The sequence below is a fragment of the Pseudomonas sp. UBT genome, assembly GCF_050915955.1.
GTDB lineage: Bacteria > Pseudomonadota > Gammaproteobacteria > Pseudomonadales > Pseudomonadaceae > Aquipseudomonas > Aquipseudomonas antarctica_A.
Genome location: NZ_CP168081.1, coordinates 132,786 through 153,544 on the forward strand (window position 1 = coordinate 132,786; position 20,759 = coordinate 153,544).

Here is a 20,759-nt window from a genome sequence, read left to right on the forward strand (position 1 = left end):
ACGCAGCGCGCAGGAACGAAAAAACCCCATGATCACTCATGGGGTTTTTCGTTTTCGAGCGCGAATTTATGCCGGAGCGGAGGTTCGGATCAGGTGATCGAAAGCACTCAAGGAAGCCTTGGCACCCTCGCCTACCGCAATCACGATCTGCTTGTACGGCACGGTGGTTACGTCACCGGCAGCGAACACCCCTGGCAGGGAAGTTTCGCCACGGGCATCGACAATAATCTCGCCACGAGGCGTCAGCTCCACAGTGCCCTTGAGCCAATCCGTGTTGGGCAGCAAACCGATCTGAACAAAAATGCCCTCCAGGTCGATGGTGTTGAACTCACCGCTATCGCGATCCTTGTATGCCAAGCCGGTGACTTTCTGGCCATCGCCTTTGACTTCACTGGTCAGCGCGCTGGTGATGACATCAACGTTCGGCAGGCTGTAGAGCTTGCGTTGCAACACCGCATCGGCGCGCAGCTTGCTGTCGAACTCGAGCAACGTCACGTGGCTGACGATACCGGCCAGGTCGATGGCCGCTTCAACGCCAGAGTTACCACCGCCAATCACCGCTACACGCTTGCCCTTGAACAACGGGCCATCGCAGTGCGGGCAGAAACACACGCCCTTGGCTTTGTATTCCTGCTCGCCCGGCACACCCATTTCGCGCCAGCGGGCGCCGGTGGCCAGGATCACGGTCTTGGACTTTAGGGTCGCACCGCTTTCAAAGCGAATCTCGTGCAAGCCACCGGCATTTTTCGCAGGGATCAAGCTGCTGGCACGTTGCAGGTTCATGATATCCACGTCGTACTGACGCACGTGTGCCTCAAGGGCACTGGCCAGTTTCGGCCCTTCGGTCTCTTGTACAGAGATGAAGTTCTCGATGGACATGGTGTCCAGTACCTGGCCGCCAAAACGCTCGGCCGCCACACCGGTGCGGATGCCTTTACGCGCGGCGTAGATGGCAGCCGACGAACCGGCTGGGCCACCGCCGACGACCAGCACATCAAAGGCATCTTTGGCGCTGATTTTCTCGGCGGCTTTTTCGATGCCGCTGGTGTCGAGTTTAGCGAGGATTTCTTCCAGGCCCATGCGGCCCTGGCCGAAGTTCACACCGTTGAGGTAAACACTGGGCACTGCCATGACCTTGCGCTCATCGACCTCAGCCTGGAACAGCGCGCCGTCGATAGCGACGTGACGGATGTTCGGGTTGAGCACCGCCATCAGGTTCAACGCCTGCACCACGTCCGGGCAGTTCTGGCATGACAACGAAAAGTAAGTCTCGAAGCTGAACTCGCCTTTCAAGGCGCGAATCTGTTCAATCACTTCGACACTGGCCTTCGACGGGTGGCCACCGACTTGCAGCAGGGCCAACACCAGCGAAGTGAATTCATGGCCCATCGGGATGCCGGCGAAACGCAGGCTGATATCGGCACCCGGGCGGTTGATGGAGAACGATGGCTTGCGCGCATCATCGCCATCGGTTTTCAGGGTAATCAGCGTGGTGAGGCTGGTTACGTCCTGCAAAAGAGCGAGCATTTCCTGGGATTTCGCGCCGTCGTCGAGGGAGGCGACGATCTCGATCGGCTGGGTGACCCGTTCCAGGTATGACTTCAACTGAGCTTTAAGATTGGCGTCCAACATACGGGCGATTTCCTATTAATTCGGTTTATTGCAGACAAAAAAACGCCCGAGCGAAACTCGCCCGGGCGTTTTGAGGGCGGTGCAGCTTACTTAAGGTGCGGCACAATCCGCCCTGAGGTGTTTCACAGACTTAGATCTTGCCGACCAGGTCCAGGGACGGAGCCAGGGTGGCCTCGCCTTCTTTCCACTTGGCTGGGCACACTTCGCCCGGGTGGGCAGCAACATACTGAGCGGCCTTGATTTTGCGCAGCAGCTCGGAAGCGTCACGGCCCACGCCGCCATCGTTCAGCTCAACGATTTTGATCTTGCCTTCTGGGTCAATCACGAACGTGCCGCGGTCAGCCAGGCCAGCTTCTTCGATCAGTACGTCGAAGTTGCGGGAAATGGTCAGGGTTGGGTCGCCGATCATGGTGTACTGGATTTTGCCGATGGCTGGCGAAGTGTTGTGCCAGGCAGCGTGAGCAAAGTGGGTGTCGGTGGAGACGCTGTAGATTTCGACGCCCAGTTTCTGGAATTCGGCGTAGTTGTCAGCCAGGTCTTCCAGCTCGGTTGGGCAGACGAAGGTGAAGTCGGCCGGGTAGAAGAACACTACGGACCATTTGCCTTTCAGGTCAGCATCCGACACGTCTACGAAGTTGCCGTTTTTGTAGGCGGTAGCTTTGAACGGTTTTACTTGGCTGTTGATGATAGGCATCGATGACTCTCCGTCAGGGGTTAGTAAGTTGATGAGATGAATCCTACCCACTCTCTCCGACGATGGCTCATTGGCAAACCTGATGCTGACGATTGGTTTTCGCTATCAAGTGACACTATTAATAGAAGAAATCTCAAATCAGCGGTTGGGTGGCCAAGGTCATGCCAAGAAAGGGCGTCGCTTCAACATAGCGCATGGCGGATTTCATGTCGCTCCAGCCGACGTAGCTCATCAACGACTTCAAATCCCAGCCGCTGCGATGGGCCCAGGTGGCAAAGCCTCGGCGCAACGAGTGACTGGTGTATAGGTCGGCAGGAATGCCTGCGCGCTCCAGCGCTTGGCGCAACAGCGGGATAACGCTGTTGGGGTGCAGCCCCTCCTCGCCCAGGTTGCCCCAGCGATCTACCCCGCGAAACACTGGGCCACGCACCAGCGCCGACGCGTTGAGCCATTCGCTGTAGGCCTGCACCGGGCACAGCCGAAGCAACGCCGGGGTCTGGTAGGTCTTGCCGAGGTTGTCGCGGTCACTTTTACTGCGCGGCAGATACAGGCTGATGCCGGCGCCCGGTACCGCCCGCACGTGCTCGATCGTCAGGCGGCACAACTCATCGCTGCGAAAACCGCGCCAGAAGCCCAGCAGGATCAACGCTGTGTCGCGCTTGGCGCGCAGCAATCGCGGCTGATCCTGGTCAATACGTGCCTGAATCGCTTCCGCCGCCAAAGACGCAACCACCTGCTCAAGGTGCTTGAGCTGCAGCGGTTCGGCCTGTTTCTCCTGCGCCGGGTGCACCGCACGAATGCCCTTGAGCACCTTGCGCACCACCGGCGCCTTGGTCGGATCAGGGAAGCCCTGGCTCGTGTGCCACTGCGCCAATGCCGAGAGCCGTAGCTTCAAGGTGTTGACTGCAAGCACCCCGGCGTGTGCCACCAGATAACGCGCCACGCTATCGCTGGTCGCGGGCAGGAACCCACCCCAACTTACCTCAAAGTGCTCAATGGCCGCGCGATAGCTGCGCCGCGTGTTGTCGCGGGTGGCGGCATTGAGATAACGATCCAGATCGCTCATGAAAGGCCTATTCGTACTGCAGACGGGTGTATTGGTGCTCAAAACCGCAATGACACGGGATAATACGCCAATATCCCATCTGTTAAATCATGAATTTAAACGAATTTTTATTCGTGTTACAGTATGTACATACATACTACATAACACAGTACTAAATCGACGGAGACTCCATGGCTCGCGGCGGCATAAACAAAGCAGTAGTTCAAACGGCACGCCTGGCGATCCTTGCCCGCGGCGAGAACCCGAGCATCGACGCAGTCCGCATCGAAATGGGCAATACCGGCTCAAAGACCACAATTCACCGTTACTTGAAGGAGCTGGACGAGAGCGAAACCCGGCTGACGATCACCGAAGCGCCCATCGACGACGAACTGGGTGAGCTGGTCGCACGCCTGGCCCAGCGCCTTAAAGAAAAAGCCCAGGAGCCGATTGACCTGGCGTTGGCGCAGTTCGATCAGCAGAAAGCCGCCCTACTCGCCCAGGTGGAAGCGCTTGAAGAGGCTCACAGCCAACTCAATCAGCAATTTGCGATCCAGGCCGCTGCCCTCGCAGAAGAAAGTGCTGCCCTGCAAACCGCGAGCACCAGCCTGCAAACCGAGCAAACCCGTAACGCCGGGCTCAGCCAGGCGTGCAGCGATTACGAATTACGCATCAACGACAAGGACGAACAAATTCGTTCGCTGGAAGAAAAGCACCTGCACGCCCGGGAAGCCCTTGAGCATTACCGCAATGCAATCAAGGAGCAGCGCGAGCAGGAACAGCGACGTCATGAAGGCCAGTTGCAGCAGGTCCAGGCGGAACTGCGCCAAGCCCAGCAAAGCGCAATGGTGCGCCAGGATGAAATCACCCAACTGCACCGCGACAATGAGCGGCTATTGATTGAACACCGTGTGACGGCGAAAGAGTTGGCCGCCCTGCAGGAGCAAACCCGCAAAGACCAGGCCTTGCAGCTTAAGTTGAACGAACAGGCAAGCCTGATAGAGAGCGAGCGCACCCTGCTTCAGGAGCGCCTGCGGGTTGCCGTACTGGAGAGCCAGTCACGCCAGCAAGCGCTGAGCGAACACCAGCAGGCCAACAAAACCCTGGAACTGGACCTTATCAAGGCCCAGGCCAGTATCGAGGCATTGCGCCTGGCGGCCGTCGTTGCAACGACGCCAGAGGCAACGCCCGATACCTGATCAGTCCGCCACAGGCGTGCGCATGGTGACGAATTCTTCCGCCGCCGTAGGATGCACGCCAATGGTTTCGTCGAAATGTTGCTTGGTCGCGCCCGCCTTGAGCGCGATCGCCAGCCCCTGAACGATCTCGCCGGCATCCGGCCCGACCATGTGGCAACCCAGGACTTTGTCGGTGTCGGCATCGACCACCAGTTTCATCAGGGTTTTTTCCTGGCAATCGGTCAGCGTCAGCTTCATAGGTCGGAAGCGGCTTTCAAAGACCTGCACCTTGTGGCCGTTCTTCTTCGCTTCTTCTTCGCTCAAGCCGACGGTGCCGATGTTCGGCAGGCTGAACACCGCCGTCGGAATCATCGCGTAATCCACCGGGCGGTACTGTTCTGGCTTGAACAGACGACGGGCCACCGCCATGCCTTCAGCCAGGGCCACCGGCGTCAATTGCACACGACCAATCACATCACCGATGGCCAGGATCGACGACTCAGCGGTCTGGTAAAGGTCATCCACTTCAACAAAACCGCGCTCGTCCAGGGTGACACCGGTATTCTCCAGCCCCAGGTTGTCCAGCATCGGACGGCGACCGGTGGCGTAGAACACGCAATCGGCCTCCAGCACACGCCCATCTTTCAGGGTCGCCTTGAGGCTGCCGTCTGCTTGCTTGTCGATACGCTCGATATCGGCATTGAATTGCAGGTCCAGGCCGCGCTTGGTCAACTCTTCCTTAAGGTGCGTACGAACCGAGCCATCAAAGCCGCGCAGGAACAGATCGCCGCGATACAGCAGCGTCGTCTGTGCGCCCAAGCCATGGAAAATACCCGCGAATTCAACTGCAATGTAACCACCGCCAACGACCAGCACGCGCTTAGGCAATTCTTTCAGAAAGAACGCCTCATTGGAGCCAATGGCGTGTTCACGCCCCGGGATCTCCGGGATCTGCGGCCAGCCACCCGTAGCGATCAAAATGTGCTTGGCGGTGTAACGCTCGCCATTGATTTCCACCTGGTGCGGATCAACCAGGCGTGCGTGCCCTTCATGCAAGGTCACGCCACTGTTAACCAGCAGATTCCGGTAGATGCCATTGAGGCGATTGATTTCGCGGTCCTTGTTGGCGATCAAGGTCGCCCAATCAAAGTTCGCTGCGCCCAGCGACCAACCAAAACCGCTGGCCTGCTCAAAGTCTTCGGCAAAATGCGCGCCGTACACCAACAGCTTCTTCGGCACGCAGCCAACGTTAACGCACGTGCCGCCCAGGTAGCGGCTTTCCGCCACGGCCACCTTGGCACCAAAGCCTGCGGCAAAGCGCGCCGCGCGAACACCGCCAGAACCGGCACCAATTACATACAGATCAAAATCGTAGGCCATTTCACTCTCCTCGGCAGGACATCAGCATACCGATTTAGATGGGGCTGAAAAACGAAAAAGCCACCCGAAGGTGGCTTTCTCTTAAAACAGGTCAGGCAACCGTGAATCAGTAAGCCTTGCCAGTTTTGTAGAAGTGCTCGTAGCAGAAGTTGGTCGCCTCGATGTAGCCTTCAGCGCCACCGCAGTCGAAACGACGGCCTTTGAATTTGTAGGCAATCACGCAGCCGTCTTTGGCTTGCTTCAACAGGGCGTCAGTGATCTGAATCTCGCCGCCCTTGCCTGGCTCGGTTTCTTCGATCAATTTGAAGATGTCCGGGGTCAGGATGTAACGGCCAATGATGGCCAGGTTCGAAGGTGCATCTTCCGGCGCTGGCTTTTCAACCATGTCACGCACGCGAATCAGGCCATCACCAATGTCATCACCGGCGATCACGCCGTACTTGTTGGTTTCCTGAGGATCGACCTCTTGAACCGCAACGATGGTGCAGCGGTATTTCTGGTACAGCTTGACCATCTGGGTCAGTACGCCGTCGCCTTCCAGGTTAACGCACAGGTCATCCGCCAGTACCACGGCGAACGGTTCGTCACCGATCAGTGGGCGGCCGGTCAGGATCGCGTGGCCCAAGCCTTTCATCTGGGTCTGACGGGTGTAGGAGAACGAGCACTCGTCGAGCAATTTACGGATACCGACCAGGTATTTTTCCTTGTCGGTGCCCTTGATCTGGTTTTCCAGCTCGTAGCTGATGTCGAAGTGGTCTTCCAGCGCGCGCTTACCGCGGCCGGTAACGATGGAAATTTCGTTCAGACCGGCATCCAGTGCCTCTTCGACGCCGTACTGAATCAGTGGCTTGTTCACCACCGGCAGCATCTCTTTAGGCATGGCTTTGGTCGCTGGCAAGAAGCGAGTGCCGTAACCGGCTGCTGGGAACAAGCATTTCTTGATCATATGAGTCCTTACAAAGGGCTGTGCGTACGGAATTCGGCGCAGTCTAATGAGGCCGCAGTCACCTTACAATGGGTCCTGCTGGCGTTGCGATGTCAACATAGAGAAAAAATGTGCGCGTAAGTTCCGCTGATCCTACAAGGGGCATTACCAACGGCACGACAAAACACGCCTTGACCCCTTTGTTTAAAAGGGCTGTAACCGTTTTAGCACGCTTTTCGACGCAAGGCACTGACCTGCAACAACTTGCGCGCTTGCAGGGCGTTTGGCGCTATCATTACGCGCTTGAACCACACCACGAGATTGATAGATGTCAGAACCCAAAGGCGTAAACGGCTACCTGATCACAAAGCGAGCGGACGGCTGGCACTTGATCAACTTCCACGGAGACAGCGTCGCCGGGGCATTTGCGACCGAAAGCCAGGCTGCTGCAGTAGCCGAAGTGTTTGTGGACGAAGCCGGCCACGCGTCGAGCAAAAGACCAAAGGGTAAGTAAGCATCAAAGCCCTTTGCACAAAGCCCCGGTAATCGGGGCTTTTTTGTGATTGGCTGTACCTAGGTGGCAGTTCGCTATAATCTTGCACAAACGCCCCACGACAGTGTCAGCGCCCCTCCAACACCCTCGACGACGATTCCACTATGAACAAGATTCTGGCACTGCCTGCACTACTGGCGCTGATGGCCGGCTGCACCACCACTTCCGACACTTACCTGAAAAATGGCGAGCAAGGCCTGACCATCGACTGCTCGGGCGAGGCGAACTCGTGGGCCAGCTGCTACGAAAAAGCCGATGCTTCCTGCGCAGGCACCGGCTACCGCATCGTCGGCACTGAAGGCACGCCGGCACTGAAGGAAAGCGACAAGACCCTGGGCAAAGACGTGGGTAACTTCAAGAGCCGCAGCGTGGTTGTCGTCTGCAAGTAAACCCGATGGCTACAGATGAATTTCAGCGAACTTGATGCCAAGGCCGCGCAGGATTTCGATCAGGTCATCCAGGCGCGCAAATGATTCGACTTCATCGTGCTCATCCACCAGGAAAAAACTGCGACCGCCGCTTTTCTTGAAAAATACGATCCACTCGCCCAGGTGCGCGGGGTTCTGGATGACATGGGTGGCCGAGATTTGGCCCTCGGCATGGCGGGCGGTGACGTGTTCACGTTTCATGACGGTTTCCAGAAAAGACAAATGCCGCGCATTCTCAAGGCTTGCGCGGCATTTTTTTGGATTGGATGACCGACAGTTTAACGGATCTACAAATCGCAGGGTAATGATCCTTTGTCGACAACACCTGACATCAACGCAAAAAAAAGCCTGACGCCGCTATCGTAGCGTCAGGCTTTTCTATCGGATTCAACGGCGTGGGTGAGCCTCAGGCTCAGCCGGAAATGCAATCCTCCGCGGCTTTCTTGATATCACCTGGGCGGATCGGGACATTGGACATGCTCTCATAGAGCTTGATGCTGCTGCCGCTGGAGCGCTCTTCAATCTCGAAAATTGCCGAAGGGTCGGCCGAGAATTTCTGCGGCACAATCACCTGTACACCCTCCTTATGTGGCTCGATCTGCGGCGGGCGACGGGTCGCAGCCAGCTTGCGCACCACACACGCAGCATATTCCGGCGGTTTTTTCCCGGAAATGACCACCAACGTTGGCGGGGTCTGCTTGATATCTGCAACCGAAGCACATCCACCTATCGCCAAGGCCAGAACCAACACACTCCACTTCATACTAAAACCTCCGATAAAGACCCTACGACAGCTTAGAGAGTAAATTTCTCCCGCCAATGTAGGATTTATCTCTGAAAACTCGGTAAATAACTGTTTTAAATTGTCGAAGTCGTCGACGACGACCCGATAATAAACGCGCTGGGGCTGATAAACTCTATCTTAACCTACGTATCATTCTGATTTTTCAGAAAAAGCCCTTCTGGAGACACCCCATGAAATTCATCCACCAGCGCGAGCACCTCAACGAGGGCGACATCGTTGTCATCGAATGCTCGCAGACCTGCAATATTCGCCTGATGAGCGATGCCAATTTTCGCAGCTTCAAGAACGGCGGCCGCCACACCTACCACGGCGGCGCCTTCGAAAAATTCCCGGCGAAAATCACTGCACCCAGCACTGGTTTCTGGAACATCACCCTGGACGTAGTAACGCGTCGCGCCATCAGCGTTACCCGCAAACCCGCGTTGTCCCACAAGATCCGCATCGTTCGTCGCACCAGCACCAAACTGAGCTGATCCGAACCCTCGACAGGAAAATAGCTGTGACCACCACGACTAAATACGTCATCAAGTACAAGCTCAACGGCGAACGTCGCTTTGAGTTCGCACAATTGCTCACCAACAGCGTCGAAGAGGCCAAACAGGCCTTGGCGAAAATCCACGATGCCAGCGACGAAATCACTGACATCAATGTGAGTAAGGCGCTGTAAGTCATGCCAGGGCCGACTGCCGACCTGTTCGCCGAGGATGCGTTGCAGCAACCTGCAAGGCGCGAACAGATTGGCGAAGAGTCTTACGTACTGAGGGGCTATGCCCTGCCCTGGATTGAACGCCTGCTACCGGAGCTTCGGCAGGTGCTGGCCCAATCGCCGTTTCGGCAAATGGTCACGCCCGGCGGTTTTACCATGTCAGCAGCGCTGAGCAGTTGCGGCGAACTGGGCTGGACCACCGACACCGCCGGCTATCGCTACAGCCCTCTCGACCCGCGCAGCCAGCAACCCTGGCCAGCCATGCCCAGCGCCCTGCGCGAGCTCGCCACGCTTGCGGCAGCCGAGGCGGGCTTCAGCGAGTTTTCCCCGGATGCCTGCCTGATCAACCGCTATGTGCCCGGGGCCAAGATGTCCCTGCATCAGGATAAAAACGAGCGCAGCTACAACGCCCCGGTGGTTTCCGTGTCGTTGGGGCTGCCGGCGATTTTCCTGTTCGGCGGCCCTGAGCGCAGCAGCAAGACCCAGAAAATTTCCTTGTTCCACGGTGATATCGTGGTCTGGGGCGGCGTCGATCGCCTGCGTTTTCATGGGGTGATGCCGATTAAGGAAGGCGTGCATCCGGTCATGGGCCCACAACGCATCAACCTGACCTTTCGTACCGCCGGCTGATTTGACCGCAAGCTTCGGAGTGCCGAGTATGACCGGTGCGGCTAATCTGCCCCTGATCCGTCAAGAGTGCAGGCCATGAACAACGAACACGACCCCCGCTGGGCCGCCATCATCGCCCGCGATGCCAAGGCAGACACGCTGTTTGTCTACGGCGTAAAAACCACTGGCGTGTATTGCCGCCCCAGCAGTGCCTCGCGTTTGCCTCGCCCGCAAAACATCGAATTTTTCGACACCCCCGAGCAGGCCGAGGCTGCCGGTTATCGCCCGAGCAAACGCGCCTCCGGTGACCAGACCCAACTGGCCGCGCACCATGCGCAGTTGGTGGCAGCGGCTTGTCGCTACATAGAACAGGCCGAAACACCACCCAGCCTGGATGAAATCGCCTGCCTGGTCGGGTTGAGCGCGTTCCATTTCCACCGCGTATTCAAAGCCATCACCGGCCTGACCCCCAAAGGTTATGTCAGCGCCCTGCGCGCGCGCAAAATGCGCGACGGCCTCATGGGCGAGCATTCCGTGACAGCAGCGCTGTATGACGCCGGCTTCAACTCCAACAGCCGCTTTTATGAGTCCGCCGATCAGTTACTGGGCATGACGCCGACTGATTACCGGGCCGGCGGCACTAACAGCGAGATTCGCTTTGCCGTGGGCCAATGCTCATTGGGGGCGATTCTGGTGGCGCAGAGTCAACGCGGTGTGTGTGCGATTTTGCTGGGGGATGACCCGGACAAACTGGTGCGTGACCTGCAGGATCAATTTCCCCAGGCACAATTGGTGGGCGCGGACCGCAACTTCGAACAGCTGATTGCCCACGTCGTGGGCTTTATCGAAGCGCCTGCGCTGGGGTTGGATTTGCCGCTGGACTTACGCGGTACGGCCTTTCAGGAGCGAGTATGGCGGGCGCTGCGCGAAATTCCGCTGGGCAGCACCGCCAGCTATGCGCAGATTGCCGAGCGTATCGGTGCCCCCAAATCCTTTCGCGCCGTGGCCCAGGCCTGTGGAGCCAACAGCCTGGCGGTGGCGATTCCCTGCCATCGCGTGGTGCGCAGCAACGGTGAGTTGTCGGGCTACCGCTGGGGCGTAGAACGCAAGCGGCAGCTGCTGGAGCGCGAACGTCAGTAATGCGCTAGCGGATACCGATATAAATCCGTGCCTCTTCGTCTGCCTGATAGACCTCGAAGTCGGTGACAAACGCCCGCGACTCGACACCCGGCTTTGCGAAATAAGCCCAGACCTGTTGCCAGGTAGCAATGATTGCATCCGGCATTGGCCCGCGCGCCTCAAACACCAAATAACGGCCCGGCTCGATCACCAGGCTTTCAAAGCCTTGCGCCGGTGCAACGGAGGCAACACCCGCCGTCACATCAAAAAAACCACTCGCATCCGATTCATAGCCGCTGTACACCCCGTACACCGGCGAGTCGGGGTGCTTGCCCGGGATTGCCTGGTACAGCCCCTCCTCAAAAAACCGTTGCCACATTGGGCCGATTTTCGCGCTCGCGGGCTGCATTTCATCGGCATTTCGGGTCCGCACTTGCAAGCCCGACACCCTGATTGCCGCCACGACCTGTTCCTTGATTGCTTGCAAAGCCCTCTCCTTTCAACGCTTCAATTGACGTTTACGGAATTCGGCGACTTTATGCCGGTTACCGCACAAGGCCATGCTGCACCAACGACGCTTGTGGGCCTTGGTCCGATCATAAAACCACAGGACGCATTCCGGATGCTCGCACCGGCGAATCAAACTGAAATCGCCGGCCACCAATAAGTTAGCTGCGGCTTCGGCAATCGGCGACAAAAATTGCTCCGCCGTCTGCAATTTGCGTTGGCGCTCCAACAGAGGCGCTCCGGACGCCGGCCAGACCAGCTGTGGATGGCTGACCGCCTTGCGCAAAAAACTGTTGAGCGCCGCAGGATCGCCCACTTGACCGTGCTTGCGTGTCGCGACGAGGTCACGAATCACCTCGCGCAACTCACGTGCGGCAGCGAGTAAGGCGCCCTCCTCAAACGTGGGAAGACGCCCTTCCTGAACCCACGCCAAACGCACTAACCAGCGCTGGACGTCAGCATCGGCCTGCCAGAAATCCCACGGCATGCCGTCGATATTCGCCAGGGTATTGAGCATGTCCAACACCGGGTCATCGGCAAGCACATAGGGTTCCAAGGGTGTGGCTGGGGGCGTAGGGATGGCCATGATTCGTCCTCTTGATCACCGCGCAATCGTAACCGCTATTTTCATGCAAGGGTAGTTACACCAGACGAATAGCTAACCTGAATTATTTATTTGACAGGTTACATAATTTGGCGCAGCTTTTTTAAAAAGGTAACCCGTAATAATACTTAATCAAGTTACAAAAGGTGATCCAGTCATGTCTATCCAAGCCCCTGTCGTTCGCTACCACCACGTCGATGCCGATGGCGTTCGCATGTTCTACCGTGAAGCCGGCGACCCGGCCGTACCCGTGATATTGCTGCTGCATGGTTTTCCCAGCTCCTCCCATATGTACCGCGACCTGATCCCGCTGCTCGCCACACGTTTCAGGGTTATCGCGCCAGACTTGCCGGGCTTCGGCTTCACCGAAATCCCTGCCGAGCGTGCTTATCACTACAGCTTCGATAACCTGGCGGTCACTGTCGGGCATTTCGTCGATGCGCTGAAGCTGTCCCGCTACGCGCTATACGTGTTCGATTACGGTGCACCCGTGGGCCTGCGGCTGGCAGTGGCACATCCGGAGCGGGTCAGCGCGCTGGTCTCGCAAAACGGCAACGCTTACCTGGAAGGCTTGGGCGATGCCTGGGCACCGATTCGGGCCTATTGGGCCGAGCCGAGCCAGGCCAATCGCGAGGTGATCCGCACGGCGGTGATCAGCCTGGAGGGCACGCGCTACCAGTACCTGCACGGTGTGAGTCAGCCGGAGCGGGTTGCGCCCGAGTCCTACATGCTTGATGTGCTGTTGATGCAGCGTCCCGGCAATGACGAGATCCAACTGGACCTGTTCCTCGATTACCGTAACAACCTCACGCAGTACCCGGCGTTCCAGGCGTTCTTCAAAGCCACACAGGTGCCCACGCTGGTGATTTGGGGCCAGAACGATCCGTTCTTCATCCCGCCTGGCGCCCACGCTTACAAAGGGGACAACGCGAATGCCGTGGTCGAGTTACTGGACACCGGCCACTTCGCCCTGGAAACCCATGCGGCGCATATCGCTGAGCGCATTCATGCGGTGCTGGGCGAGGCCATCGACTGACGGCGCTACACGAAATCTCGACTTCGTCCAGTGAATAAAACAGACTGGCCGGGTGCCAAGGGCCCTGTTAAAACAGCGAAAAGACCTACTACTGCTGGAGACGCATCCCATGAGCACCTGGCCAGACACCCGAATTCTCGACCTGCTGGGCATTGAAGTGCCTATTATCCAGGCGCCCATGGCTGTCGGGACCACCACCGCCATGGTCATCGCCGCCAATAACGCAGGCGGGCTGGGTTCTCTGCCGGCTGCCGCGCTGAGTCTCGAGCAACTGCGCGACGCCTTGACCACCATCCGCCAGGCAAGCTCGCGCCCCATTAACGTCAATTTCTTCTGCCATCAACCGCCTGCTGCTGATGCAGTGCGTGATCGCCACTGGAAGGATTTGCTGGAGCCCTACTACCGCGAACTCGGCGCCGATTTTGATGCGCCAACCCCCGTTTCCAACCGCGAGCCATTCAACGAAGCCGCCTGCAAAGTGGTCGAGGAGTTTCGTCCCGAAGTGGTGAGTTTTCATTTTGGCCTGCCGGAAAAAGCCTTGCTCGACCGGGTAAAAGCCACCGGGGCCAAGGTGCTGTCATCGGCCACCACCGTAGAAGAGGCCATCTGGCTGGAACAGCATGGTTGCGACGCAATCATTGCGATGGGCATAGAGGCTGGCGGGCATCGTGGTTTGTTTCTCAGCGACGACCTTAATACCCAGATCGGCCTGATGGCGTTGGTGCCGCAAATTGTCGACGCCGTGAGCGTGCCGGTGATTGCTGCCGGCGGTATCGGTGATGCGCGCGGGATTGTCGCGGCATTTGCGCTGGGGGCGTCGGCCGTCCAAATCGGTACCGCGTACCTGTTCACCCCCGAAGCCAACGTAACCGCCTCCCACCACTTTGCACTGCGTCACGCCCAGGCCAGCGAGACGGCCCTGACCAACCTGTTCACCGGCCGCCCGGCACGCGGTATCGTCAACCGCGTAATGCGTGAACTCGGCGCGATCAACCCGGCGGCCCCTGCCTTCCCCACCTCCGGCGGCGCCTTGATGCCGCTCAAGGCCAAGGATGAAGCGGGTTTCAGCAACCTGTGGTCAGGCCAGGCGCTGCGCCTGGGTAAAGAGCTTTCCACTTATGACCTGACGCGCCAGTTGGCCGAGCAGGCGCTGGCCAAGCTCAAGCGCGACTGACACTGGGAACAACTTTGCACTGTACCGGCTATGGCCAACCGCTATATATTCCCATACATAGCGGTAACCCCTTCTCCCTATAACAAGCCGTACAACGCCCAAAGGAGCTGCTTCATGATGATCCGCGCCTCACGCTTGGCCCACACTGCCCTGGTAACCGTTATTGCCGCCTTTGCCTTTGGCTCGGCCCAAGCCGATGAAGTGCAGGTCGCCGTCGCCGCCAACTTCACCGCCCCGATCCAGGCGATCGCGGCTGACTTCGAAAAAGACACCGGCCACAAACTGGTCGCGGCCTACGGCGCCACGGGTCAGTTCTATACGCAGATCAAGAACGGCGCACCGTTCGAAGTGTTCCTCAGCGCTGATGACACCACCCCGCAAAAACTCGAAACCGAAGGCGACACCGTCAAAGGATCGCGCTTCACCTACGCAGTCGGTACCCTCGCACTGTGGTCGGCGAAAGAAGGCTATGTGGATGCCAAAGGTGACGTGCTGAAAAAGAATGCATTCAAGCACCTGTCCATCGCCAACCCGAAAGCCGCCCCGTATGGCCTGGCCGCCACTCAAGTGCTGGCTAAAGAAGGCCTGACCGACAAGGTCAAGGACAAGATCGTCGAAGGCCAGAACATCACCCAGGCCTATCAATTCGTGTCCACCGGCAATGCCGAACTGGGCTTTGTTGCCCTGTCGCAGATCTACAAAGACGGTAAAGTCACCAGCGGCTCGGCCTGGATCGTCCCGGCGGCCATGCATGACCCGATCAAACAGGACGCCGTGATCCTCGCCAAAGGTAAAGACAGCGCCGCTGCCAAAGCCCTGGTCGAGTACCTCAAAGGTCCGAAAGCCGCCGCGGTGATCAAGTCCTACGGTTACGAGCTGGCCAACTAAATGCCGCTGTCGAGTGCCGATTTTTCCGCGATCTGGCTGACCATCAAGCTGGCGTCACTGACCACCGTGATCCTGCTGGTCATCGGCACTCCGATTGCGCTGTGGCTGTCGCGCACCCGTTCCGCGTGGCGCGGCCCCATCGGGGCGATTGTCGCGTTACCGTTGGTGTTGCCACCGACGGTGATCGGTTTCTACCTGCTGTTGACCATGGGCCCCCATGGTTACTTCGGCCAGTTCACCCAATGGCTGGGCCTGGGCACCCTGACCTTCAGTTTTGCCGGGCTGGTGATTGGCTCGGTGATCTACTCCATGCCGTTTGTGGTGCAGCCGTTGCAAAACGCCTTCTCCGCCATCGGCACTCGCCCATTGGAAGTGGCCGCAACCTTGCGCGCCAATCCCTGGGATACTTTTTTCACGGTGATCCTGCCTCTGGCGCGCCCAGGGTTTATCACTGCATCGATTCTCGGCTTCGCCCACACCGTGGGTGAGTTCGGCGTGGTGCTGATGATCGGCGGCAACATTCCCGACAAAACCCGCGTGGTCTCGGTGCAGATCTACGACCACGTCGAAGCCATGGAGTATGCCCAGGCCCATTGGCTGGCGGGTTCCATGGTGGTCTTCGCTTTCCTCGTGTTGCTGGCGCTCTACTCCAGCCGTAAAACCAAGATGGGCTGGAACTGATCGATGATTGAGGTACGCCTGAACCTTCACTATTCCGCCTTTGCGCTGGACGTCGACCTGCATTTGCCCGGCCGCGGTGTCACCGCGCTGTACGGCCATTCCGGTTCCGGCAAAACCACTTGCCTGCGCTGTATCGCCGGGCTGGAGCGCGCCGAAGACGGGTTTATCCAGGTCAATGATGAGGTCTGGCAAGACAGTCGCAAGGGGCTGTTTGTGCCGCCGCACAAACGTGCCTTGGGCTATGTGTTCCAGGAAGCCAGCCTGTTTCCTCATCTGTCGGTACGCGCCAATCTGGAGTTCGGCCTCAAGCGCATCCCACGCAGGCTGCGTCATGTGGACATGGCCCACGCGACCGAATTGCTCGGCATCGGCCACCTGCTCGAGCGCCACCCGCAGCATTTGTCCGGCGGCGAGCGCCAGCGCATCGGCATCGCCCGCGCATTGCTCACCAGCCCCCGGCTGTTGTTGATGGATGAACCGCTGGCGGCCCTGGACAGCCAACGCAAAAGCGAGATCCTGCCGTACCTCGAGCGCCTGCACGACGAACTGGAAATCCCGGTGCTGTACGTCAGCCATGCCCAGGACGAAGTGGCGCGGCTGGCCGATCACATCGTATTGCTCAGCGACGGCAAGGCCCTGGCCAGCGGCCCCATCGGCGAGACCCTGGCGCGCCTGGATTTACCCCTGGCCTTGGGCGATGACGCCGGCGTGGTCATCAATGGCAGCGTCAGCGCATATGACGAGCATTATCAGTTGCTCACCCTGCAGTTGCCCGACAGTGCGTTGAGCATGCGCGTCGCCCATACACCGCTGGCGTTGGGCAAACAGCTACGCATCAAGGTGCAGGCCCGAGACGTCAGCCTCAGCCTGCAGGCTGAGGAACACACCAGCATCCTCAACCGCCTGCCGGTGACGGTCACTCAGGACATTTCGGCGGATAACAGCGCCCATGTGCTGGTGCGCCTGGACGCCGGGGGTACGCCGCTGTTGGCGCGCATCACCCGCTTCTCCCGCGACCAGTTGCAACTGCATCCCGGCCAGACGCTGTGGGCGCAAATCAAGGCAGTGGCGGTACTCGCTTAACTTTTTTGCACGCGCGCAAAACCCTGCGGTCAATCAGACATACCGGCCTGATCCGTTGCCAAGGAATTTGCACGATGCCCGACTCTGCCCTGACTGCCGACCTGCCCCGCGACCTGCATTACGTTGACGACACCCAGCCCGGCATTCGCCGTAAAAAGCTGCGCGGCAAATTTCAGTATGTCGACGCCAAAGGCCAGCGCATCACCGATGCCGAGGAAATCAAACGCCTGAATGCCCTGGCCGTGCCGCCTGCCTACACCGACGTGTGGATCTGCGCCGACCCGCGTGGCCATCTGCAAGCGACCGGCCGCGATGCGCGCGGTCGTAAACAGTACCGCTACCACACGCGCTGGCGTGAGGTGCGCGACACCGACAAGTATTCGCGGCTGCAGGAATTCGGCAATGCCTTGCCCAAACTGCGCAAGCAACTGGAGGCGCAAATCGCCGCCCCAGGCTTCACGCGCGAGAAAGTCCTGGCCACGGTGGTGATGCTGCTGGATGCCACGCTGATCCGTGTCGGCAACACCCAATACGCCCGCGACAACAAATCCTACGGGTTGACCACCCTGCGCAACCGGCATGTGGACGTCAAGGGCAGCGAGATCCAGTTCCAGTTTCGCGGCAAGAGCGGCGTCGAGCATCAGATCAGCGTCAAGGACCGACGCCTGGCCACGGTGGTCAAGCGTTGCCTGGAATTGCCGGGGCAGAACCTGTTTCAGTACCTGGACGAAGCCGGCGAGCGCCACACGGTCAGCTCCCACGACGTGAATGCGTATTTGCACAGCCTGACCGGCGCCGACTTCACCGCCAAGGACTACCGCACCTGGGCCGGTACCGCGATGGCGCTGGCGGTGCTGCGAGAATTGGCGTGGCAACCGGAATCCGACGCCAAGCGGCATGTGGTGGCCATGGTCAAGGATGTCGCCAAGCAACTGGGCAACACCCCGGCAGTGTGCCGCAAGTGCTATATCCACCCGGCGGTGCTGGAGCATTTCAGCCTGGGTGAACTGTCCAGTTTGCCAAAACCGCGCAAGCGCACGGGCTTGAAAGCCGAGGAAGTCGCCCTGGCGATGTTCCTCGAACAATTGGCCGCTGACTTGCCGAAGAACGCCAAGGTGCGTTAGCCTTCGCGTCCCTTCTGACTCACGGGATGACCGCCGACGTGAACAACTAAGCCTTCCAAAATGTATCTGCAACGAGCCGCCCTGCGTGCTTGTTGGCCTGTTCGACATTTTTTTGGAGGTGCTGATGACTGACGTCAAACGGCTGCCCGTACTCGTATCCCTGCAACACATGTCCTTCCAGTTCGCCAATGGCGAGACCCTGCTGGAAGATTTGAACCTGTCGATTGATCACACGCCCACCGGGATTGTCGGCCGTAATGGTCGGGGCAAAAGTATCCTGGCGAAGTTGATCGCCGGGGCGCTGACGCCCTCCTTCGGCATGCTCGACCGTAAGGCCCGCGTGGCGTACGTCGCACAGAACCCGGTGGTTGAAGCGGGAGCAAGCGTCGCCTGTTTCACCCGCACCGCCGAGGCCCTGGCCGCGCTTGAGCGCATGGCCGGGGGCGCACCCCAGGCCGATGACCTCGAAGTGATCGACGATCGTTGGGACCTTGCCGAACGTCTGCGCGCAGCACTTGATAGCGCAGGTTTGCAAGCGCTCAGTTTTGACGCCCCGGCCGATCAGTTGAGTGGCGGCCAACAGGCCAGGGTCGCCGTGATAGGTGCGCTGCTGGCGGCGCCGGATTTGCTGGTGCTGGATGAGCCCACCAATCACCTCGACAGCGCCGGCCGCGAATGGCTGCTGAACATCCTGGGCGATTGGCGTGGTGGCCTGGTGGTGGTCAGCCATGATCGGCAGTTGCTCAATACCCTGGCGCGCATCATCGAGCTTTCGCCCCTCGGCGCACGGGTGTACGGCGGCAATTATGATGCCTATCGCCGGCAACGCGACACCGAACAACAGGCTGCGGTTGCCGCACTTGAGCACGCTCGCCTGGATCGCAGTCGCGAACGCAAGCGCCTGCAAAAGGATCACGACAGCCTGCAACGCAGTGCCGCCCACGCGCGCAAACACGCGGAGACCGCCAATGTCTCGCGGTTTACCAAGGCCCGCTGGAAAGGCGCTGCCAAAGAAATCGTCAGCACGGTCCGCAGCGCTCATCACGCGTATAAAAACGAGCTTGATGGGCACGTTCGCGAAGCCTATGCGCGTGTTGTCGATGAAAGCCCCACCCTGCTTGCACTGCCCGGTTCGGCCCTGCCCAACGGACGACACGTATTGACGCTGGAAAACGCCCAACTGCCATGGCTCGACCCACGGCAACCTTCGGCGTACGTCACGCTCGACCTGATGGGCCCGGTACGCGTGGCCGTGCGCGGCCCAAATGGGTGCGGCAAATCCACGTTGCTCAAACTGCTTGCGGGCCAATGGCAGGCGGTCAGCGGCGACTGTGCGGTGCACGTACCCTGTGCGTATATCGATCAACAGCTCGCGCTGTTGGACGATCAGCGTTGCATCGTGGAGCAGCTCAATCTACTCGACACTCCGCTGGCCGAAGCGCAACTGCGCACGCGCCTGGCCTTGCTGCAACTGGATGCCGTGCGCGTCACTCAACCCGTCGGCCGACTGAGTGGCGGTGAGCGTTTGAAGGCTGCGATGGCGATTGCCTTGTGGCGTGAAGTACCGGCGCAACTGCTGCTACTGGACGAGCCGACTAACCATCTGGACCTGGAATCGGTGCTGGCTTTTGAACAGGCACTGCAAGGTTTTACTGGCGCAGTGGTCGCGGTGTCACACGACGAAGCGTTTGTGCAGGCGATTCGGCCAACCCATCACTTGATCTGGCAGCCAGCGGGATGGCGACTGGTGTGTGTCTGAGGTCATTGCATGCGCAACCAAAGCGCACTACGGTGGTGGCCGAATAATCTCACCGAGGAGCCCGGCCCCATGCTGCCTTCATCCCACAGACCTTACGCTAATGCGGCGCTCGCCCATCGCCAACGCTGGCGCGGGCGGGTCGGTTTGATGCTGGTGGCCAGCCTTTCCGTGCTGGCAGGCATGACCGATGCGATTGGCTTTATGGCCAGCGGTGATTTTGTCTCGTTCATGAGCGGTAACACCACGCGCCTGGCGGTGGCGATCAGCGCAGGTGACCTCGGCCTGACCGGGCGCTTGCTGTTGCTGGTGCTGGTGTTTGTGGTTGGCAACGCCTTGGGCGTGGTGGTCAGCCGGCTCAGTCGGCGGCATGCACTGCCGTTGCTGATGTGCATCGCCACCTTGTTGTGTGGCGCAGCCGTGTGGCCCTATGACGATGCCTTGCCTGCGCTGCTGGCAGCGATTACGGCCATGGGCATGCTCAATGCCGCGGTGGAAGAGGTCAACGGCCTGCCGGTAGGCCTGACGTATGTGACCGGTGCGCTGTCACGTTTTGGGCGCGGGCTCGGGCGCTGGATGCTCGGGGAGCGACGCAACGGTTGGCGGGTGCAACTGGTGCCGTGGGCCGGGATGTTTGTGGGCGCGGTGATCGGCGCGGTGCTGGAGCATCAGCTTGGCCTCAAGGCGCTGCTGGTCAGTGGCGCATTGGCCGCCTTGCTGGGGTTGGTGTCGCTGAAGATTCCTCGGCGCTGGCACCTGGGCTACATGCCACGCTAAGAAGAAAGGAGGCCCGCCCGACGTTTCGGCCTCGACATCCGTGTACTGGTAAAGA

General features: G+C 59.3%; 24 protein-coding genes. 15 read left to right on the forward strand and 9 right to left on the reverse strand.

All coding sequences use genetic code 11. The annotated features are described in order from the left end of the window. Positions 1–66 precede the first annotated feature (66 nt). From ahpF to ACDZ94_RS24990, 3 genes are all read right to left on the reverse strand, one after another. Positions 67–1,632 carry an alkyl hydroperoxide reductase subunit F gene (gene ahpF / locus ACDZ94_RS24980; RefSeq protein ID WP_064452522.1) on the reverse strand — a complete coding sequence of 522 codons (1,566 nt, stop codon included), beginning with the start codon at positions 1,630–1,632 and terminating at the stop codon, positions 67–69. Positions 1,633–1,762: 130 nt separating this feature from the next. Next, on the reverse strand, positions 1,763–2,326 hold the full coding sequence (gene ahpC, locus ACDZ94_RS24985) for an alkyl hydroperoxide reductase subunit C (protein ID WP_053255965.1): 564 nt from the start codon (positions 2,324–2,326) through the stop codon (positions 1,763–1,765). Between the two features lie 133 nt (positions 2,327–2,459). Continuing rightward, a complete protein-coding gene (locus ACDZ94_RS24990; RefSeq protein ID WP_432751787.1) occupies positions 2,460–3,392 on the reverse strand; it encodes a site-specific integrase in 933 nt (310 codons plus the stop codon). Positions 3,393–3,562: 170 nt separating this feature from the next. On the opposite strand from ACDZ94_RS24990, the gene ACDZ94_RS24995 reads away from it, so the two are divergent. Continuing rightward, on the forward strand, positions 3,563–4,570 hold the full coding sequence (locus ACDZ94_RS24995; protein WP_432751788.1) for a DNA-binding protein: 1,008 nt from the start codon (positions 3,563–3,565) through the stop codon (positions 4,568–4,570). On the opposite strand, the gene gorA is transcribed toward ACDZ94_RS24995, so the two are convergent. Together gorA and galU are read right to left on the reverse strand one after the other, a co-directional pair. Continuing rightward, the gene (gene gorA / locus ACDZ94_RS25000) at positions 4,571–5,929 is read right to left on the reverse strand and encodes a glutathione-disulfide reductase (protein WP_432751789.1); all 1,359 of its coding nucleotides are present in this window, start codon (positions 5,927–5,929) and stop codon (positions 4,571–4,573) included. A gap of 106 nt (positions 5,930–6,035) precedes the next feature. Further along, the gene (gene galU, locus ACDZ94_RS25005; RefSeq protein WP_003212579.1) at positions 6,036–6,875 is read right to left on the reverse strand and encodes a UTP--glucose-1-phosphate uridylyltransferase GalU; all 840 of its coding nucleotides are present in this window, start codon (positions 6,873–6,875) and stop codon (positions 6,036–6,038) included. A gap of 307 nt (positions 6,876–7,182) precedes the next feature. Between galU and ACDZ94_RS25010 the strand changes: the two genes are divergently transcribed. Continuing rightward, positions 7,183–7,368: a hypothetical protein gene (locus ACDZ94_RS25010; protein ID WP_017734216.1), complete on the forward strand. Its 186-nt coding sequence runs from the start codon at positions 7,183–7,185 to the stop codon at positions 7,366–7,368. Between the two features lie 143 nt (positions 7,369–7,511). Next, a complete protein-coding gene (locus tag ACDZ94_RS25015) occupies positions 7,512–7,796 on the forward strand; it encodes a hypothetical protein (protein WP_053255959.1) in 285 nt (94 codons plus the stop codon). Positions 7,797–7,805: 9 nt separating this feature from the next. On the opposite strand, the gene ACDZ94_RS25020 is transcribed toward ACDZ94_RS25015, so the two are convergent. Both ACDZ94_RS25020 and ACDZ94_RS25025 read right to left on the reverse strand, forming a co-directional pair. Continuing rightward, a complete protein-coding gene (locus tag ACDZ94_RS25020) occupies positions 7,806–8,036 on the reverse strand; it encodes a hypothetical protein (RefSeq protein ID WP_064452526.1) in 231 nt (76 codons plus the stop codon). Between the two features lie 211 nt (positions 8,037–8,247). Then, positions 8,248–8,598, reverse strand: coding sequence for a hypothetical protein (locus ACDZ94_RS25025; RefSeq protein WP_064452527.1), 351 nt, complete (start codon positions 8,596–8,598; stop codon positions 8,248–8,250). A 212-nt stretch (positions 8,599–8,810) separates the two neighbouring features. On the opposite strand from ACDZ94_RS25025, the gene ACDZ94_RS25030 reads away from it, so the two are divergent. The 4 genes from ACDZ94_RS25030 to ada all read left to right on the forward strand — a co-directional run bounded on the left by ACDZ94_RS25030 (position 8,811) and on the right by ada (position 11,095). After that, positions 8,811–9,113 carry a DUF1883 domain-containing protein gene (locus ACDZ94_RS25030; RefSeq protein ID WP_064452528.1) on the forward strand — a complete coding sequence of 101 codons (303 nt, stop codon included), beginning with the start codon at positions 8,811–8,813 and terminating at the stop codon, positions 9,111–9,113. 26 nt (positions 9,114–9,139) lie between these two features. Then, entirely contained in the window at positions 9,140–9,307 is a 168-nt protein-coding gene (locus ACDZ94_RS25035; RefSeq protein ID WP_262664782.1) for a hypothetical protein, read from the forward strand. Positions 9,308–9,310: 3 nt separating this feature from the next. After that, positions 9,311–9,976: a DNA oxidative demethylase AlkB gene (gene alkB, locus ACDZ94_RS25040; protein ID WP_262664783.1), complete on the forward strand. Its 666-nt coding sequence runs from the start codon at positions 9,311–9,313 to the stop codon at positions 9,974–9,976. Between the two features lie 75 nt (positions 9,977–10,051). Beyond that, the gene (gene ada / locus ACDZ94_RS25045) at positions 10,052–11,095 is read left to right on the forward strand and encodes a bifunctional DNA-binding transcriptional regulator/O6-methylguanine-DNA methyltransferase Ada (RefSeq protein ID WP_221294836.1); all 1,044 of its coding nucleotides are present in this window, start codon (positions 10,052–10,054) and stop codon (positions 11,093–11,095) included. Positions 11,096–11,099: 4 nt separating this feature from the next. Here ada and ACDZ94_RS25050 read toward each other — a convergent pair whose 3' ends face one another. Together ACDZ94_RS25050 and ACDZ94_RS25055 are read right to left on the reverse strand one after the other, a co-directional pair. After that, positions 11,100–11,561, reverse strand: a complete 462-nt coding sequence (locus tag ACDZ94_RS25050; protein ID WP_082895895.1) for a GyrI-like domain-containing protein — start codon at positions 11,559–11,561, stop codon at positions 11,100–11,102. A 12-nt stretch (positions 11,562–11,573) separates the two neighbouring features. Continuing rightward, positions 11,574–12,167, reverse strand: a complete 594-nt coding sequence (locus ACDZ94_RS25055) for a CGNR zinc finger domain-containing protein (protein WP_407016819.1) — start codon at positions 12,165–12,167, stop codon at positions 11,574–11,576. Between the two features lie 175 nt (positions 12,168–12,342). Between ACDZ94_RS25055 and ACDZ94_RS25060 the strand changes: the two genes are divergently transcribed. From ACDZ94_RS25060 to ACDZ94_RS25095, 8 genes are all read left to right on the forward strand, one after another. Beyond that, positions 12,343–13,221 carry an alpha/beta fold hydrolase gene (locus tag ACDZ94_RS25060; RefSeq protein WP_432751790.1) on the forward strand — a complete coding sequence of 293 codons (879 nt, stop codon included), beginning with the start codon at positions 12,343–12,345 and terminating at the stop codon, positions 13,219–13,221. 109 nt (positions 13,222–13,330) lie between these two features. Beyond that, a complete protein-coding gene (locus ACDZ94_RS25065) occupies positions 13,331–14,395 on the forward strand; it encodes an NAD(P)H-dependent flavin oxidoreductase (RefSeq protein WP_221294838.1) in 1,065 nt (354 codons plus the stop codon). A gap of 114 nt (positions 14,396–14,509) precedes the next feature. Next, entirely contained in the window at positions 14,510–15,283 is a 774-nt protein-coding gene (gene modA / locus ACDZ94_RS25070) for a molybdate ABC transporter substrate-binding protein (RefSeq protein WP_432751791.1), read from the forward strand. Beyond that, positions 15,284–15,964 carry a molybdate ABC transporter permease subunit gene (modB, locus tag ACDZ94_RS25075; RefSeq protein ID WP_259762452.1) on the forward strand — a complete coding sequence of 227 codons (681 nt, stop codon included), beginning with the start codon at positions 15,284–15,286 and terminating at the stop codon, positions 15,962–15,964. A 3-nt stretch (positions 15,965–15,967) separates the two neighbouring features. After that, positions 15,968–17,047, forward strand: coding sequence for a molybdenum ABC transporter ATP-binding protein (gene modC, locus ACDZ94_RS25080; protein ID WP_221294840.1), 1,080 nt, complete (start codon positions 15,968–15,970; stop codon positions 17,045–17,047). Between the two features lie 74 nt (positions 17,048–17,121). After that, positions 17,122–18,171: a DNA topoisomerase IB gene (locus tag ACDZ94_RS25085; RefSeq protein ID WP_064452537.1), complete on the forward strand. Its 1,050-nt coding sequence runs from the start codon at positions 17,122–17,124 to the stop codon at positions 18,169–18,171. Between the two features lie 124 nt (positions 18,172–18,295). Beyond that, the gene (locus tag ACDZ94_RS25090; protein ID WP_432751792.1) at positions 18,296–19,930 is read left to right on the forward strand and encodes an ABC-F family ATP-binding cassette domain-containing protein; all 1,635 of its coding nucleotides are present in this window, start codon (positions 18,296–18,298) and stop codon (positions 19,928–19,930) included. 69 nt (positions 19,931–19,999) lie between these two features. Next, entirely contained in the window at positions 20,000–20,704 is a 705-nt protein-coding gene (locus tag ACDZ94_RS25095; protein WP_221294841.1) for a YoaK family protein, read from the forward strand. Positions 20,705–20,759: the final 55 nt, after the last annotated feature.